This window comes from Actinomadura kijaniata (genome assembly GCF_014138665.1).
Classification (GTDB): domain Bacteria; phylum Actinomycetota; class Actinomycetes; order Streptosporangiales; family Streptosporangiaceae; genus Spirillospora; species Spirillospora kijaniata.
Genome location: NZ_JACJIA010000004.1, coordinates 368,897 through 381,976, shown reverse-complemented (window position 1 = coordinate 381,976; position 13,080 = coordinate 368,897). Strand labels below are relative to the sequence as shown.

Genomic DNA, 13,080 nt, shown 5'->3' with positions numbered 1-13,080 from the left:
GGGACGCCATGGGTCTGCCTCCCGGCCAGCGGGTCGCCGAGCACGTTCCGTTCGGGCATCCGGAGTTCGCGGTGCGGCCCGAGGTGCCCGACCGGCCCGCCGTGACCGTCACGGGCCTGGTGCGGCGGCCCACCCAGCTCGCGGCCGCCGAGCTGGCCGGGCTCGCGGGCCGGGTGGAACTCCGGGCCGGCCTGCACTGCGTCACCACCTGGAGCGCGCCGGACCTGCACTGGTCGGGGGTGCCGTTCGCGGCGGCGCACGCCTTCCTCGCCGAACGCGTCGGGGTGCGCGGCGCGCGGTGGGTGACGTTCGGCGGGCTCGACGGGTACCGCGCGACGCTGGCGCTGGAGGACGCGCTCGCGCCGGGCGTGCTGCTGGCCGACCGGCTGGCCGGGGCGCCGCTGGACCGCGACACCGGCGCGCCGATGCGGCTGGTCGCCCCGGCGCACTACGGCTACAAGAACGTCAAGCACGTCTGCCTGATCGAGTACCGCCGGGACTACGACGCCGGGTCGGCCCGCTGGAGGGGGCATCCGCGCGGGCGGGTCGCGCGGGAGGAGCGCAGCCGGTTCCTGCCCGGCCGGATGTGGCGGCCGGTCTGGCGGGCGCTGCTGCCCCGGGCGCGCGCCGCCTACGAGGCCGGACGCTCCCGGGGCTGAGGAGGCCCGCCCCCCTAGACGATGGGGCGGCCGTCGCGGATGCGGCGGCGCACGTCCCACAGGTAGAGGTTCCAGGGGAAGCCGCGCACCGGTCCCGGCAGGGTGCGGTTCACGGCGGCGGCCGCCCGGCAGAAGCGGTCGAAGCGGCGCTGGTCGGCCGCGCTCCACCGGAAGCCGAGCGCCTCCCGGAACGGCTCGGGCAGGAACCCCACGCACAGGAACCGGTTCGTCGGGCCGAGCACCCGCCGCACGGGCCCGGGCAGGAAGGACAGCCCGGCGAACGCCCGCAGGTAGCGGCGGGTGAGGTCGTCCACCACGATCTTCTCGATGCCGTCGGCCCAGTACTTCTCGAACGCCTCCCGGTCGGCGGGCCACATGTCCTCGGTGACCTGGAGGGTCGTGCCGAAGCGGGCGGCGTACCGGTAGAAGTCGTCGCGCTGCTCGGGCGTCGGCTCCCCGTGGAGCCTGATGTAGAGGTCCTCGGTGCCCCAGTACAGGCAGGCGGCCACCCACAGCTGGAGCTCGCGGTCGAAGGCGTTGTACTTCACCGGGTCGCCGGGCGCGGAGCGCACGGCGCGGTGCGAGCGGTTCACCTCCGCGCGCATGTGGTCGCGCTCGCCCGGCGTGCCGTGCATCGCCACCACGATGTAGCTGAGGGTGGTGCGCAGCCGCTTGATCGGGTGGCGGTCGATCCGGCCGCTCTCCACGGGGCTCTTGATGACGCCGTGCCCGACCGGCAGCCGCGACAGCTGCATGATGACGTTCGCCCCGGCCGCCGCGAGCGCGAACGGCGTCAGGGTGTCGCGGGCGATGTCGGGCAGGCGGGCCGCCGTCCCGGAACGTTCCGGGACGACGGCGTCGGGCGCGGTGGGCTCCGGTAGCTGACGGGCCGCTCCGGAAGCTGCCATCGGGACCTCCGTGACGCATGGGTGGGATGCGCCTCCCACAGTGCCCGAGTAAGTGTTCACTTGCAAGGCGGCGTGGCGCGGATCACCCTCACAGGCGCACGGCGGTGCCGGAGACGCGGACGCGGGGGTCGCCGTCGCGCAGCTCCACGCTCAGGACGCCGGGGCGGCCCATGTCCTCGCCCTGGTGCAGGGTGAGCGTGCCCGGCCCCGCCAGGCCGAGGTCGCGCAGGTAGGCGCCGAACGCGGCCGCCGCCGCGCCGGTGGCGGGGTCCTCGACCACGCCGCCCACCGGAAACGGGTCGCGCACGTGGAACACGGTGTCGGACTCGCGCCACACCAGTTGCACGGTGGTGAGGTCGTGGGCCGTCATGTACTCGGTCAGGGCGGTGAAGTCGTAGTCCAGGTCGGCCAGGCGCTCCCGGGTGGCGGCGGCCAGGACCAGGTGGCGGGCGCCCGCGTAGGCGAAGCGGGGCGGCAGGGCCGGGTCGAGCTGGTCGGCGCTCCAGTGCAGCGCGGCCAGCGCCCGGTCCGGTTCCTCTGCCCGCGCGACGTACGGTTCGACGCTGGTCAGCGTGGCGCGCAGCGTCCCGTCGCCCGCGGCGGCGACCTCGACGGGCACGGTCCCCGCCGGGGTCGCGAAGGTGAACGCGCCGGGGCCGTGGCGTTCGGCGAGGGCGACGGCGGTCGCGACGGTGGCGTGCCCGCAGAACGACACCTCCGCCTTCGGGCTGAAGAACCGCAGCGTGTAGGCGCGGCCCGGCTCGCCCAGGCCCGCGGGCGGCGCGGTGAGGAACGCGCTCTCGGAGTAGCCGAGCTCGGCGGCGATCTCCAGCCGGTCGGCGTCGCTCAGCCCGGACGCGTCGAGCACGACCCCGGCGGGGTTGCCGCCCTCGGGGTCGTCGCTGAAGGCCGTGTAGCGCAGGATCTCGGTGGTCATGCGGGGATTCTCGCAGCCCTCAGCGGCGAAGGCGGGCTCGGGCCATGTCCGTGAAGTAGCCGCTCTCGGGGATGCGCAGCAGGCGCGCGGCGGCCAGGTACAGCAGGCCGCCGCCGAGGGACCCGACGGCCATCGCGCCGAGGGCGGGCGGCAGCGCCCCCGGCAGCCGCCCGAACGCCCACACCGCCCCGGCCGCGAACGCCGCGCCCGGCAGCGCCGCCAGGTGCAGCAGGGCCAGCGTGCGGGCGATGCGGCGGCCGTCCAGCCGCCCCAGGCGGCGCCGCAGCACCAGCGTCGCGCCGACCGTTCCGACCAGGTAGAACAGGCCGTAGGCGAGCGGCAGCCACAGCACGACGCGCTCCGGCGGGGCCAGGCGCAGCGCCGCGACCGACACGGCGGCCTGGACGAGGCCCGCCGGGATCGCCAGCAGGCCGGGGGTGCGGGTGTCGCCGAGCGCGTAGAACACCCGCATCTGGAGCTGGAACACCACGAACGGGATCAGCACCAGCGCGAACACCATCAGGATCGTGCCGACCCGCCCGGCCCCGGACACGCCGAGACGGCCGTAGCCGAACAGCGCGACGCTGCCCGGCACCGCGAACACCAGCATCGCCATCCCGACCGGGACCAGCAGCACCGACGACAGGCGCAGGCCGCGCGAGAAGTCGGCGCGCACCAGGTCGCGGCGGCCGTCGGCGACGTGCGCGCTCATCCGGGGCAGCAGCGCGGTGATGACCGACACCGCGATGATCGCGTAGGGGAGCTGGAAGACGACCATCGCGAACTTGTAGACCGCCAGGCCCGCGTTGGAGTGGCCGAGGTCGGCGGCGCGGTCCCCGGCCCGGTTGGCGACGTTCACGGTGACCAGCAGCGCGGCCTGCGACACGGCGATGTAGACCATCATCCACCCGGCGCTGCGGGCGGCCTCCCCGAACCCGGAGCCGCGCAGGTCGAGCCGGGGCCGCCAGCGGAACCCGGCCGACCACAGCGCCCACACCAGCACCAGTCCCTGCACGGCCGTGCCCAGCGACGACCCGAGCGCCAGGGCGCCGATCTGGCCGTCGGTGACGGTGCCCAGGTCGCGGCCGGGCCCGGCGAGGTGGATGAACCACAGGCCCGCCGCCATCGTGATCAGGTTGTTGACCACCGGCGCCCACATCGGCGCGCCGAACCGGTTGCGGGCGTTGAGCATGGCGCTGGCCACGCCGCTGATCCCGATGAAGACGATCTGGACCAGCAGCCAGCGGGTCGCCAGCACCGCGACCTCGCGCTGCCGCCCGGTGTAGTTGCCCGCGTACAGGGAGACCAGCTCGTCGGCGAGCACGACGGCGACGGTGGTGAGGGCCACCAGGAACAGCAGCGCGGCGGTCAGCAGCCGCTGCTCGGCGGCCTCGCCCAGCGCGCGGTCCTGCCTGCGGCGCTTGACCAGGAACGGCACGAACACGCTGGCCATCAGCCCGCCGAACAGGAACTCGTAGATCGTGAACGGGATCACGTCGGCGGACTGGTAGGCGTTGCCGAGGGCCCCGCCGCCGAGCGCCGCCGCGATCACCACGGTGCGCAGGAACCCGGTCAGCCGGGAGAACACCGTGCCGATCGCCATGACGGCGCTGGAGTGGGCGACGCCGGGCGGGGCGGCCTGGGCGGCGGGGCCGATCTCGTCGTCGTCCCAGCCGGGCCGGTCGGCGGTGCCGGGCGCGCCGACCCGCTCGCCCACGGGGGTGAGGCCCCGTTCGGGTCTGCGGGTCGGCTCGGCCTTCTCGGCGGCCTCGAAGACGGCGGGCATCACCACCCGGCCGCGTTCCGGACGCTCCTGTTCCGCCATCACGTCCCCCCTCGGGCCGAGTGCCGCATTATGCCGCACCGTGAGACGGCCCGAGGGGGCGGCACGTTCGGGTGGCGCACCGGCCGGCGGTCAGACGGCGACGGCCTCGACGGCCGGGACGCGCAGCGCGCGGCGGGTCGCGCCGACCACGGTGACCAGCGTCAGCGCGGCCGCGACCGCGACGGTCCCGGCGTAGATGCCCGGCCCGCCGTCGGGGACCAGCGCGTCCGCCCGCGCCGCGGTGAACGGCAGGATCGTGAACACCGACGCCACCGTCCCGGCCAGCACCCCGGTGACCATCAGCACGGCCCCCTCCAGGGCGACCGCGCCGAGCACCTGCCCGGGCGCGGCCCCGGCCAGGCGGAGCTGCCCGAACTCGCGGCGGCGGTGCGCGGTCGCCGCCAGCAGCGTGTTGACCAGCATCAGCGCGGTGAACGCCACGATCATCCCGATGACCACGAGGTTGAGGGTCTCGATCGTCTCGGCCCCCTCCTCGGGCGCCAGGCCCGACCGGGCGACCACGGCGTTCTCGGTGGCCTGCACGTAGAGGGTGCCGGTGCCGATCCCGGTGAACAGGATGATCGGGGTGACGACCGACGCGGCCTGCCCGGTGCGCCCGCGCAGGCTCGCCAGCGCCAGGTCGCCCGCCGCGCCGCACCGTTCCAGCACCCCGCCCGCCAGCCGGGCCGCGCCGCGCACCAGCCCCGGGGCCAGCACCGCCAGCCCGAACGAGGCGAAGATCGCCGCCTGCCCGGCGGTGGCCATCGTCTCCTGGCCCGCGTTCCGCATGGCGGTCACGGTGACGATGGCCAGGTCCAGGCCCAGCGCCAGGAACAGCCCGCCCGCGACGATCCTCTTCTTGCTCATGCGGGGGCGCTCCACCTCGGCCGACACCAGCGACTCGGCGACCCGCGCGCGGGTGGTGCGGCGCGCGGTGATGTACGCCGCCACGACCGACGCGACGAGCGTGATCCCGAATCCCTGGGCGAGCGCGATCGGCCCGAACGCGTACCCCACGTCCGCGGGGACCTGCCCGGTGTCGTGCAGCAGCGCCAGCAGGCCCCGCCCCGCCAGCGCGGCCGGGGCGACCGCCAGCGCCACCGAGACCACCGCCAGCGCCACCGCCTCCCCCACGATCATGCGGGTGAGCTGCGCGGGCGTCGCGCCGACCGACTTCAGCAGCGCGATCTCGGCGGCGCGCTGCCGCACCGCCAGGGTGAGGGTGGACACCACCGCGAACGCCACCAGCAGCATCCCCCACCCGCCGACGACCGTGGCCATGATGACCAGGGTCTCGCGGGCCGCGCCCGGCACGTCGCCGGTCGCGATGTCGAGCATCGACGCGAACGCCATCAGGATCGTCGCGCCCAGGACCATCGCCAGGAACACCGCCGCGAACCCGCCCGCGCGGTGCCGCAGCGTCCGAACCGCCAGACCGAACACCGTCACACCCCCACCAGCTCGCCGAGGCGCGTCATGTGCTCGGCGACCCGTTCGGCGGTCGGCGCGGCCATCCGCCCGACCAGCCGCCCGTCGGCCAGGAACAGCACCTGGTCGGCGTGGGAGGCGGCGACCGGGTCGTGGGTGACCATGACGATGGTGCGGCCGTACACGCGCACGCTCTCCTGGAGCAGCGCCAGCACCTCGCGGGCGCTGCGGGTGTCGAGCGCGCCGGTCGGCTCGTCGGCGAACACGACCTTCGGCTCGGTGACCAGCGCCCGCGCGATCGCCACGCGCTGCTGCTGCCCGCCCGACAGCTCGGCGGGCCGGTGGTGCAGGCGGTCGCCGAGCCCGACCCGCTCCAGGATGGACCGGGCCCGGCGCCGGTCGACCCGCCGCCCCGCCAGCTTCAGCGGCAGCGTCACGTTCTGCATGACGGTCAGCGTCGGCAGCAGGTTGAACCGCTGGAACACGAAGCCGATCCGCTCGCGCCGGAACCGCGTCAGCGCCGCCTCGCCCCCGCCCGCCAGCTCCGCGCCGTCCACGTACACCCGGCCCTCGGTGGGCCGGTCGAGCCCCGCCGCGCACTGGAGCAGCGTGCTCTTGCCGGACCCCGAGGGCCCCATCACCGCCGTGAACGACCCGGCGGGGAGCGCCAGCGACACCCCGTCCAGCGCCGTGACGCGGTTGCCGTCGCCTCCGTAGACCCTGCGCACCGCCTCCAGGCGGAGCGCCTCTTCCATGCTGGTGTTCATCGTCGTTCCCTCCGTCGTTCGCTGGGAACGACGCTAGGGATCATGAGGCCGGGCACCGAGGGGGGCAGACCGCCCCCGCGGGTGGAGGAAACTCCCCTATTTCCCGGCGCGGGCCCGCTCGATCGCCTTCGCGAACTCCTCGATCGGCTGCGCGCCGAAGAACGGCGTGCCGTTGACGAGGAACGCGGGCGTGCCCGGCACCCCGAGCCTCGCCCCGAACGTGAGGTCGGCGTCCACCGCCCCGCGCACCGCCGGGTCGCGCCGGTCGGCGTCGAACCTCGCCACGTCCAGGCCGACGGAGCGGGCGACGTCCCGCAGCATGCCGTCGTCGATCGCGCCGCTGTTCATGCGCCTGGGCTGCCGCGCGTACAGCGCGTCGTGGAACGGCCAGAACCGGCCCTGCCGGGCGGCGGCCCGCGCGGCGACCGCGGCCCTGCGCGACTCCTCGCCGAACGTCGGGTAGTCCCGCCAGACGAGCCGCACCACGCCGGTGTCCACGTAGCGGCGCATCAGCTCGGGTTTGGTCGTGCGGGCGAACGTGCCGCACTTGGGGCACTGGAAGTCGCCGAACTCCACCAGCGTCACGGGGGCGTCGTCGCGTCCGGCGAACAGCGCCCGGTCGGCGGGCGGCGGCGTCGGCCCGGCCCAGGTCGCCCCGGCCGTGGGGGCCGGGGTCGAGGGGGCCTCGATCTCCTCGGCGTCCCCGGCGCCGGCGGTCTCGCCCGCCGGTCCGGCGTCCCCGCCGCGCGTGAGCGTCGCCGCCAGCATCACCGCCACCACCAGCGCCGCGACCAGCGCCGCGGCCACGGCCTTCGTCCGGCCCCCGGGCCGCTTCGTCCCCTCCGGCGTCTCCCCCATCCGCCCAGTGTGGCCGATCGTCACCGCGCGCCGGACATCGCCGCCCGGTCAGGGCTCGAAGCGGTACCCCATGCCCGGCTCGGTGATCAGGTGCCGGGGCCGGGACGGGTCGGCCTCCAGCTTGCGGCGCAGCGAGGCCAGGTAGACGCGCAGGTAGTGGGTCTCCTTCACATGGGAGGGGCCCCACACCTCCGCCAGCAGGCGGCGCTGCGCGATGAGCCGGCCGGGGTTGCGCACCAGCAGTTCGACGATCCCCCACTCGGTGGGGGTGAGGTGGACGCGCCCGCCGTCGTCGCCGGTGACGGTCTTGCCGACCAGGTCCACGGTGTGGGAGCCGACGCGGACGGTCGGCGGCTCCTCCCCCTCCACCGGCGCGCGGCGGGTGACGGCGCGGACGCGGGCGAGCAGCTCCTCCACGCCGAACGGCTTGGTCACGTAGTCGTCGGCCCCGGCGTCCAGGGCGTCCACCTTGTCCCCGCCGTCCGTGCGGCCCGACAGCACGATGATCGGGACCCTGGTCCAGCCGCGCAGGCCGCGGATGACGTCCACGCCGTCCAGGTCCGGCAGCCCCAGGTCCAGGATCACCAGGTCGGGATGCCAGTCGGCGGCGTGGGCGAGGGCGCGGCCCCCGTCGGGCGCGACCCGCACCTCGTAGTCGCGGGCGCGCAGGTTCAGGCGGAGGGTGGCGAGGATCTGCGGCGAGTCGTCGACCACCAGAACGCGGGTCATCGGTCTCCTCGGATGTGGTCGAGCCGCCGTCCCGGGGACGCCCGCGGCTCTGCTTCCCGTGGCCGGGCTCCGGGTCAGTCCCGGGCCGGGTACTTCGCGTCCAGGGCCAGGTTGAGCCGCAGGACGTTGACGGCCGGTTCGCCCATGAAGCCGAGGGCGCGGCCGGTCTCGTGCCGCTTCACCAGGGCCTCGACCTGCGCGGGGGTGACGCCGCGCGCCTGCGCGACCCGCTTGGCCTGGAGCCGCGCGTACTCGGGGGAGATGTGCGGGTCCAGGCCGCTGCCGCTGGCGGTGACCGCGTCGGCGGGGACGGCGGGCCTGGCGGAGGCGTTCCCCCGGACCGGGACGACCAGTCCCCTGGCGTAGTCCTCGCCGTACCGGGCCAACTCCACGTTCACGCCCCTGTAGGCGGCGACGAAGGGGACCTTCACGACGCCGTCCTGCTCGTTCAGGCTGACGACGCGCGTCGGATGCGGGACGGTGCCGTCCTTGGCGCGCGGGCCGAACACCGCCAGCACCGCGCCGACGCCGCCGGGGGTGCAGAACGGCCGGGAGCCGTCCACGCCCTCCAGCTCGCCGACGGCCCTGCTGCGTGCGCAGACCTGGGTGAGCAGGCTCTGGCGGGCGTTGCCGTCCTCCTTGCCCCCCGCGACCAGTTCCGGGTCGGGCAGCTTGTCGACGACGTCCTCGGGGCCGAGGTTGCTGGCCGAGGTGGAGGTCGGGTCGTAGCCGTCGCCCGCGTTGGACGGGCGGCTCTGGAAGTACCGCCGGAGCGGGCGCCCGTCCCCGCCGGTGAAGGACTGGCCGATCGACGACGAGCCGACCAGCCTGCCGTCCGCCCGCACGGGCGAACCGTCGGCCCTGTCCTTCAGGCCGGGGAGCTGGGCGACCGCGAACACGGCCACGGGGTAGGCGAGACCGAGCAGCGCGGTGAAGACCAGCAGCGCGCGCAGCGCCGCGAGGTGCTGCCGGATCCAGGTGGGCAAGCGCATGTCACATTCCCGGGAGGAACTGGATGATGAGGTCGATGAGCTTGATGCCGGCGAACGGGGCGACGATCCCGCCCAGCCCGTAGACGTAGAGGTTGCGGCTGAGCAGCCTGGCGGCGCTGCTGGGGCGGTAGCGCACGCCGCGCAGGGCGAGCGGGATCAGCGCGACGATGACCAGCGCGTTGAACACGACCGCCGACAGGATCGCCGACTGCGGGCTGTGCAGGCGCATGACGTTGAGGGCGTCCAGGCCCGGGAACACCGTCACGAACAGCGCCGGGATGATGGCGAAGTACTTGGCGACGTCGTTGGCGATCGAGAACGTGGTCAGCGCGCCGCGCGTGATGAGCAACTGCTTGCCGATCTCGACGATCTCGATGAGCTTGGTCGGGTCGGAGTCCAGGTCCACCATGTTCCCGGCCTCCTTGGCGGCCGAGGTGCCGGTGTTCATGGCCACGCCGACGTCAGCCTGGGCCAGGGCGGGGGCGTCGTTGGTGCCGTCGCCGGTCATCGCGACCAGCCGGCCGCCCTCCTGCTCCCTGCGGATCAGGGCGAGCTTGTCCTCCGGCCGGGCCTCGGCGAGGAAGTCGTCCACGCCCGCCTCGTCGGCGATGGCCTTGGCGGTCAGCGGGTTGTCCCCGGTGATCATGACGGTGCGGATGCCCATCCGGCGCATCTCGTCGAACCGCTCGCGCATGCCCGCCTTGACGACGTCCTTGAGGTGGACGACGCCGAGGACGCGGGCGGTGCCGCCGGCGGCCTCGCCGACGACCAGCGGCGTGCCGCCGGACGCCGACACGCCGTCGACGATCTCGCCGAGGCGGGCCGGGACGGTGCCGCCGGACTCGCGGACCCAGTCGGCGACGGCGCTCGCCGCGCCCTTGCGGAACCTGCGGTCGTCGATGTCGACGCCGCTCATCCTGGTCTGCGCCGTGAACGGCACCCAGGTGGCGTGCTCCAGCTCGCCCGGGGCGCGTTCCCGCAGGCCGTAACGCTGCTTGGCGTACACCACGATCGAGCGGCCCTCGGGGGTCTCGTCGGCGAGGCTGGACAGCCGGGCCGCGCCCGCCAGCTCGTCCTGGTCCACGCCGTCGACGGGGAGGAACTCCGACGCCTGGCGGTTGCCGAGGGTGATGGTGCCGGTCTTGTCCAGCAGCAGGGTGTCGACGTCGCCCGCCGCCTCGACGGCGCGGCCGCTCACCGCCAGGACGTTGCGCTGGACCAGGCGGTCCATGCCCGCGATGCCGATCGCGCTGAGCAGCGCGCCGATCGTGGTGGGGATCAGGCAGACCAGCAGCGAGACCAGCACCACGCCGGTGACGCCGCCCGCGTCCAGGGCGAGGGTGTCGGCGACGCCGGGGTTGTCGCCCTTGGCGAGGATCGCCATCGGCTGGAGGGTCGCCACCGCCAGCAGGAAGATGATCGTGAGGGCGGCCAGCAGGATGTTGAGGGCGATCTCGTTGGGGGTCTTCTGCCGGGCCGAGCCCTCCACCAACGCGATCATCCGGTCGATGAAGCTCTCGCCGGGCCGCTGGGTGATCCGCACGACGATCCGGTCCGACAGCACCCGCGTGCCGCCGGTCACCGCGCTGCGGTCGCCGCCGGACTCGCGGATCACCGGCGCGGACTCGCCGGTGATCGCCGACTCGTCCACGCTGGCGATGCCCTCGACCACGTCGCCGTCGCCGGGGACGATCTCCCCGGCCTCGACGACCACGAGGTCGCCCCGCCTCAGCTCGGGGGCGCCGACGCGTTCCTCGGGGACGCCGGTGGCGCCCGGCGTCCAGCCGGGCAGGCGGCGCGCGACGGCGTCGGTCCTGGCCCGGCGCAGCGAGTCGGCCTGCGCCTTGCCGCGCCCCTCGGCGACGGCCTCGGCGAGGTTGGCGAACACGACGGTCAGCCAGAGCCAGCCGACGATCAGCCAGGCGAACACCGACGGGTCCGGGACCGCCAGGACCGTCGTCCAGAGCGCGCCGATCTCGACGATCAGCATGACCGGGTTGCGCCACAGGATGCGCGGGTCGAGCTTGCGGACGGCGTCCGGCAGCGACCTGACGAGCTGCCCGGGGTCCAGCAGCCCGCCGGAGGTCCTCCGGTCGCCGCCGGGGGCCGGGGGCCTGCGTTCCGGCGCGGGGGTGAGCGTCTGTACAGCCATCAGTGGAGTCCTTCAGCCAGCGGGCCGAGCGCGAGCGCGGGGAGGAAGGTGAGCGCGACCAGGACGACCGTCACGCCGGTGACCATGCCGACGAACTGCGGCCGGTGGGTGGGCAGCGTCCCGTCGGAGGCGGGCGTGCGGCCCTGCCGGACCAGCGACCCGGCCAGCGCGAGCACGAAGACGATCGGCAGGAAGCGGCCGAACGCCATGCACAGCCCGAGCGCGGTGTCGTACCAGACGGTGTTGGCCGTCAGGCCCGCGAACGCCGAGCCGTTGTTGTTCGACGCCGAGGTGAACGCGTACAGGACCTCGCTGAAGCCGTGCGCGCCGGAGTTCAGCATCCCGGCCCGGCCGCTCTCGGTGGCGACGGCCGCCGCCGTCCCGGTCAGCACCAGGATCGGGGTCACCAGGAAGTAGCAGGCCGCGAACTTGATCTCCCGGCTGCCGATCTTCTTGCCGAGGTACTCGGGGGTGCGGCCCACCATCAGGCCCGCGACGAACACGGTGATGACGGCCAGCACGAGCATGCCGTACAGGCCCGAGCCGACGCCGCCCGGCGCGACCTCGCCGAGCATCATGTTGACCATCGTCATCATGCCGCCGAGGCCGGTGTAGGAGTCGTGGAAGGAGTTCACCGCGCCGGTCGAGGTCAGCGTCGTGGCCGCCGCGAACGTGGCGGAGTTCGCCACCCCGAACCGGCTCTCCACCCCCTCGGTCGCCGCGCCGACCGCCATGGGGACGGTCCCGTGGTGCATGAGCTGGAACGTCATGGTCAGCGCGGTGCTGGTCAGGGCGATGGTGCCCATCACCGCGACGATCGCGTAACCCTGGCGGTCCTGCCCGACCATCCGGCCGAACGTGCGGCACAGCGCGACCGGGATGAGCAGGATCAGGAAGATCTCCAGCCAGTTGGTCCAGGCGGTGCCGTTCTCGTACGGGTGGGCGGAGTTGGCGTTGTAGAAGCCGCCGCCGTTGGTGCCGAGCTCCTTGATGACCTCCTGGCTGGCGACCGGCCCGCCGGTGAGCCTCTGCTCGACGCCCGCGAGGGTGGTGGCGGTGTGCCCGTCCCCGAAGTTCTGGATCACACCGCCCGCGACCAGCGCGAGCGCGCCGACGAACGCGATCGGCAGCAGGATCCGCAGCGTGCCCCGCGTCAGGTCCACCCAGAAGTTGCCGAGGTGCTCGGTCCGCTTCCGGGCGAAGCCGCGCACCAGCGCGATCGCGACGCACATGCCGACGGCGGCGGACACGAAGTTCTGCACCGCGAGCCCGGCCATCTGCACCAGATGGCCCATGGTCGACTCGCCGGAGTAGGACTGCCAGTTGGTGTTGGTGACGAAGCTGACGGCGGTGTTCCACGCCTGGTCGGGCTTGACCGGCTTGAAGCCCAGCGACAGCAGCAGCCTGTCCTGGACCCGTTGCAGCAGGTACAGGAACAGGACGCCGACCACCGAGAAGGCCAGCACGCTGCGGGCGTACACGCCCCAGGTCTGCTCGGCGTCGGGCTTGACGCCCACGAGCCGGTAGAGCACCCGCTCGACGCGCGAGTGCCGCCGTCCGTCGTAGACGCGGTGCATGTGGTCGCCCAGCGGCCGGTAGACCACGGCGAGGGCGAGCACGAGGGACGCGACGAAGCACATCCCCGCGACGGTCGTACCCATCTAGAAGCGCTCCGGGAACACGAGGGCGGCGACCAGAAAGACGATCAGTCCGGCGGCCAGCGCCAGCCCGACCAGGTTCTCGGCGGTCACAGCTTCTCCACGCCCTTCACCAGCAGGCCGAGCAGGGCGAAGACCGCCACGGTCAGCAGCACGAAGGCGACGTC

The 13,080-nt window shown here is 74.2% G+C and carries 12 protein-coding genes; 1 reads left to right on the top strand and 11 read right to left on the bottom strand.

The features are described from left to right. The first annotated feature begins 8 nt into the window (after positions 1–8). Positions 9–659, top strand: coding sequence for a molybdopterin-dependent oxidoreductase (locus HNR61_RS17825; RefSeq protein ID WP_182844269.1), 651 nt, complete (start codon positions 9–11; stop codon positions 657–659). 14 nt (positions 660–673) lie between these two features. Here the strand turns inward: HNR61_RS17825 and HNR61_RS17820 are convergent, their stop codons facing one another. From HNR61_RS17820 to HNR61_RS47840, 11 genes are all read right to left on the bottom strand, one after another. Further along, complete coding sequence (locus tag HNR61_RS17820) at positions 674–1,567, bottom strand: oxygenase MpaB family protein (protein ID WP_182844268.1); 894 nt, start codon at positions 1,565–1,567, stop codon at positions 674–676. An 88-nt stretch (positions 1,568–1,655) separates the two neighbouring features. Next, positions 1,656–2,504 (bottom strand): PhzF family protein, encoded by an 849-nt coding sequence (locus HNR61_RS17815; protein WP_182844267.1) that lies wholly within the window; start codon positions 2,502–2,504, stop codon positions 1,656–1,658. 19 nt (positions 2,505–2,523) lie between these two features. Further along, positions 2,524–4,329 carry a murein biosynthesis integral membrane protein MurJ gene (gene murJ, locus HNR61_RS17810; RefSeq protein ID WP_220509461.1) on the bottom strand — a complete coding sequence of 602 codons (1,806 nt, stop codon included), beginning with the start codon at positions 4,327–4,329 and terminating at the stop codon, positions 2,524–2,526. 90 nt (positions 4,330–4,419) lie between these two features. Continuing rightward, positions 4,420–5,778: an FtsX-like permease family protein gene (locus tag HNR61_RS17805; RefSeq protein WP_312897944.1), complete on the bottom strand. Its 1,359-nt coding sequence runs from the start codon at positions 5,776–5,778 to the stop codon at positions 4,420–4,422. After that, entirely contained in the window at positions 5,775–6,524 is a 750-nt protein-coding gene (locus tag HNR61_RS17800; protein WP_182844266.1) for an ABC transporter ATP-binding protein, read from the bottom strand. The genes HNR61_RS17805 and HNR61_RS17800 overlap by 4 nt, the downstream gene beginning before the upstream one ends. Positions 6,525–6,620: 96 nt before the next feature. After that, positions 6,621–7,382: a DsbA family protein gene (locus HNR61_RS17795; RefSeq protein WP_220509460.1), complete on the bottom strand. Its 762-nt coding sequence runs from the start codon at positions 7,380–7,382 to the stop codon at positions 6,621–6,623. A 48-nt stretch (positions 7,383–7,430) separates the two neighbouring features. Beyond that, entirely contained in the window at positions 7,431–8,111 is a 681-nt protein-coding gene (locus tag HNR61_RS17790) for a response regulator (RefSeq protein ID WP_182844265.1), read from the bottom strand. 74 nt (positions 8,112–8,185) lie between these two features. Next, positions 8,186–9,103 carry a potassium-transporting ATPase subunit C gene (locus tag HNR61_RS17785; protein WP_182844264.1) on the bottom strand — a complete coding sequence of 306 codons (918 nt, stop codon included), beginning with the start codon at positions 9,101–9,103 and terminating at the stop codon, positions 8,186–8,188. Between the two features lies 1 nt (position 9,104). After that, on the bottom strand, positions 9,105–11,258 hold the full coding sequence (gene kdpB / locus HNR61_RS17780; RefSeq protein ID WP_425544503.1) for a potassium-transporting ATPase subunit KdpB: 2,154 nt from the start codon (positions 11,256–11,258) through the stop codon (positions 9,105–9,107). After that, the gene (kdpA, locus tag HNR61_RS17775; protein ID WP_182844262.1) at positions 11,255–12,916 is read right to left on the bottom strand and encodes a potassium-transporting ATPase subunit KdpA; all 1,662 of its coding nucleotides are present in this window, start codon (positions 12,914–12,916) and stop codon (positions 11,255–11,257) included. The genes kdpB and kdpA overlap by 4 nt, the downstream gene beginning before the upstream one ends. Next, on the bottom strand, positions 12,917–13,006 hold the full coding sequence (locus tag HNR61_RS47840; protein WP_182844261.1) for a potassium-transporting ATPase subunit F: 90 nt from the start codon (positions 13,004–13,006) through the stop codon (positions 12,917–12,919). It lies immediately after the preceding gene. Between the last annotated feature and the right edge of the window lie 74 nt (positions 13,007–13,080).

Bases quoted from the DNA above. Each gene is read 5' to 3' on its own strand.
- HNR61_RS17815 (WP_182844267.1), bottom strand. From the start codon at position 2,504: ATGACCACCGAGATCCTGCGCTACACGGCCTTCAGCGACGACCCCGAG.
- HNR61_RS17785 (WP_182844264.1), bottom strand. From the start codon at position 9,103: ATGCGCTTGCCCACCTGGATCCGGCAGCACCTCGCGGCGCTGCGCGCG.
- HNR61_RS17800 (WP_182844266.1), bottom strand. From the start codon at position 6,524: ATGAACACCAGCATGGAAGAGGCGCTCCGCCTGGAGGCGGTGCGCAGG.
- HNR61_RS17795 (WP_220509460.1), bottom strand. From the start codon at position 7,382: ATGGGGGAGACGCCGGAGGGGACGAAGCGGCCCGGGGGCCGGACGAAG.
- HNR61_RS17820 (WP_182844268.1), bottom strand. From the start codon at position 1,567: ATGGCAGCTTCCGGAGCGGCCCGTCAGCTACCGGAGCCCACCGCGCCC.
- kdpA (WP_182844262.1), bottom strand. From the start codon at position 12,916: ATGGGTACGACCGTCGCGGGGATGTGCTTCGTCGCGTCCCTCGTGCTC.
- HNR61_RS17825 (WP_182844269.1), top strand. From the start codon at position 9: ATGGGTCTGCCTCCCGGCCAGCGGGTCGCCGAGCACGTTCCGTTCGGG.
- HNR61_RS17790 (WP_182844265.1), bottom strand. From the start codon at position 8,111: ATGACCCGCGTTCTGGTGGTCGACGACTCGCCGCAGATCCTCGCCACC.
- murJ (WP_220509461.1), bottom strand. From the start codon at position 4,329: ATGGCGGAACAGGAGCGTCCGGAACGCGGCCGGGTGGTGATGCCCGCC.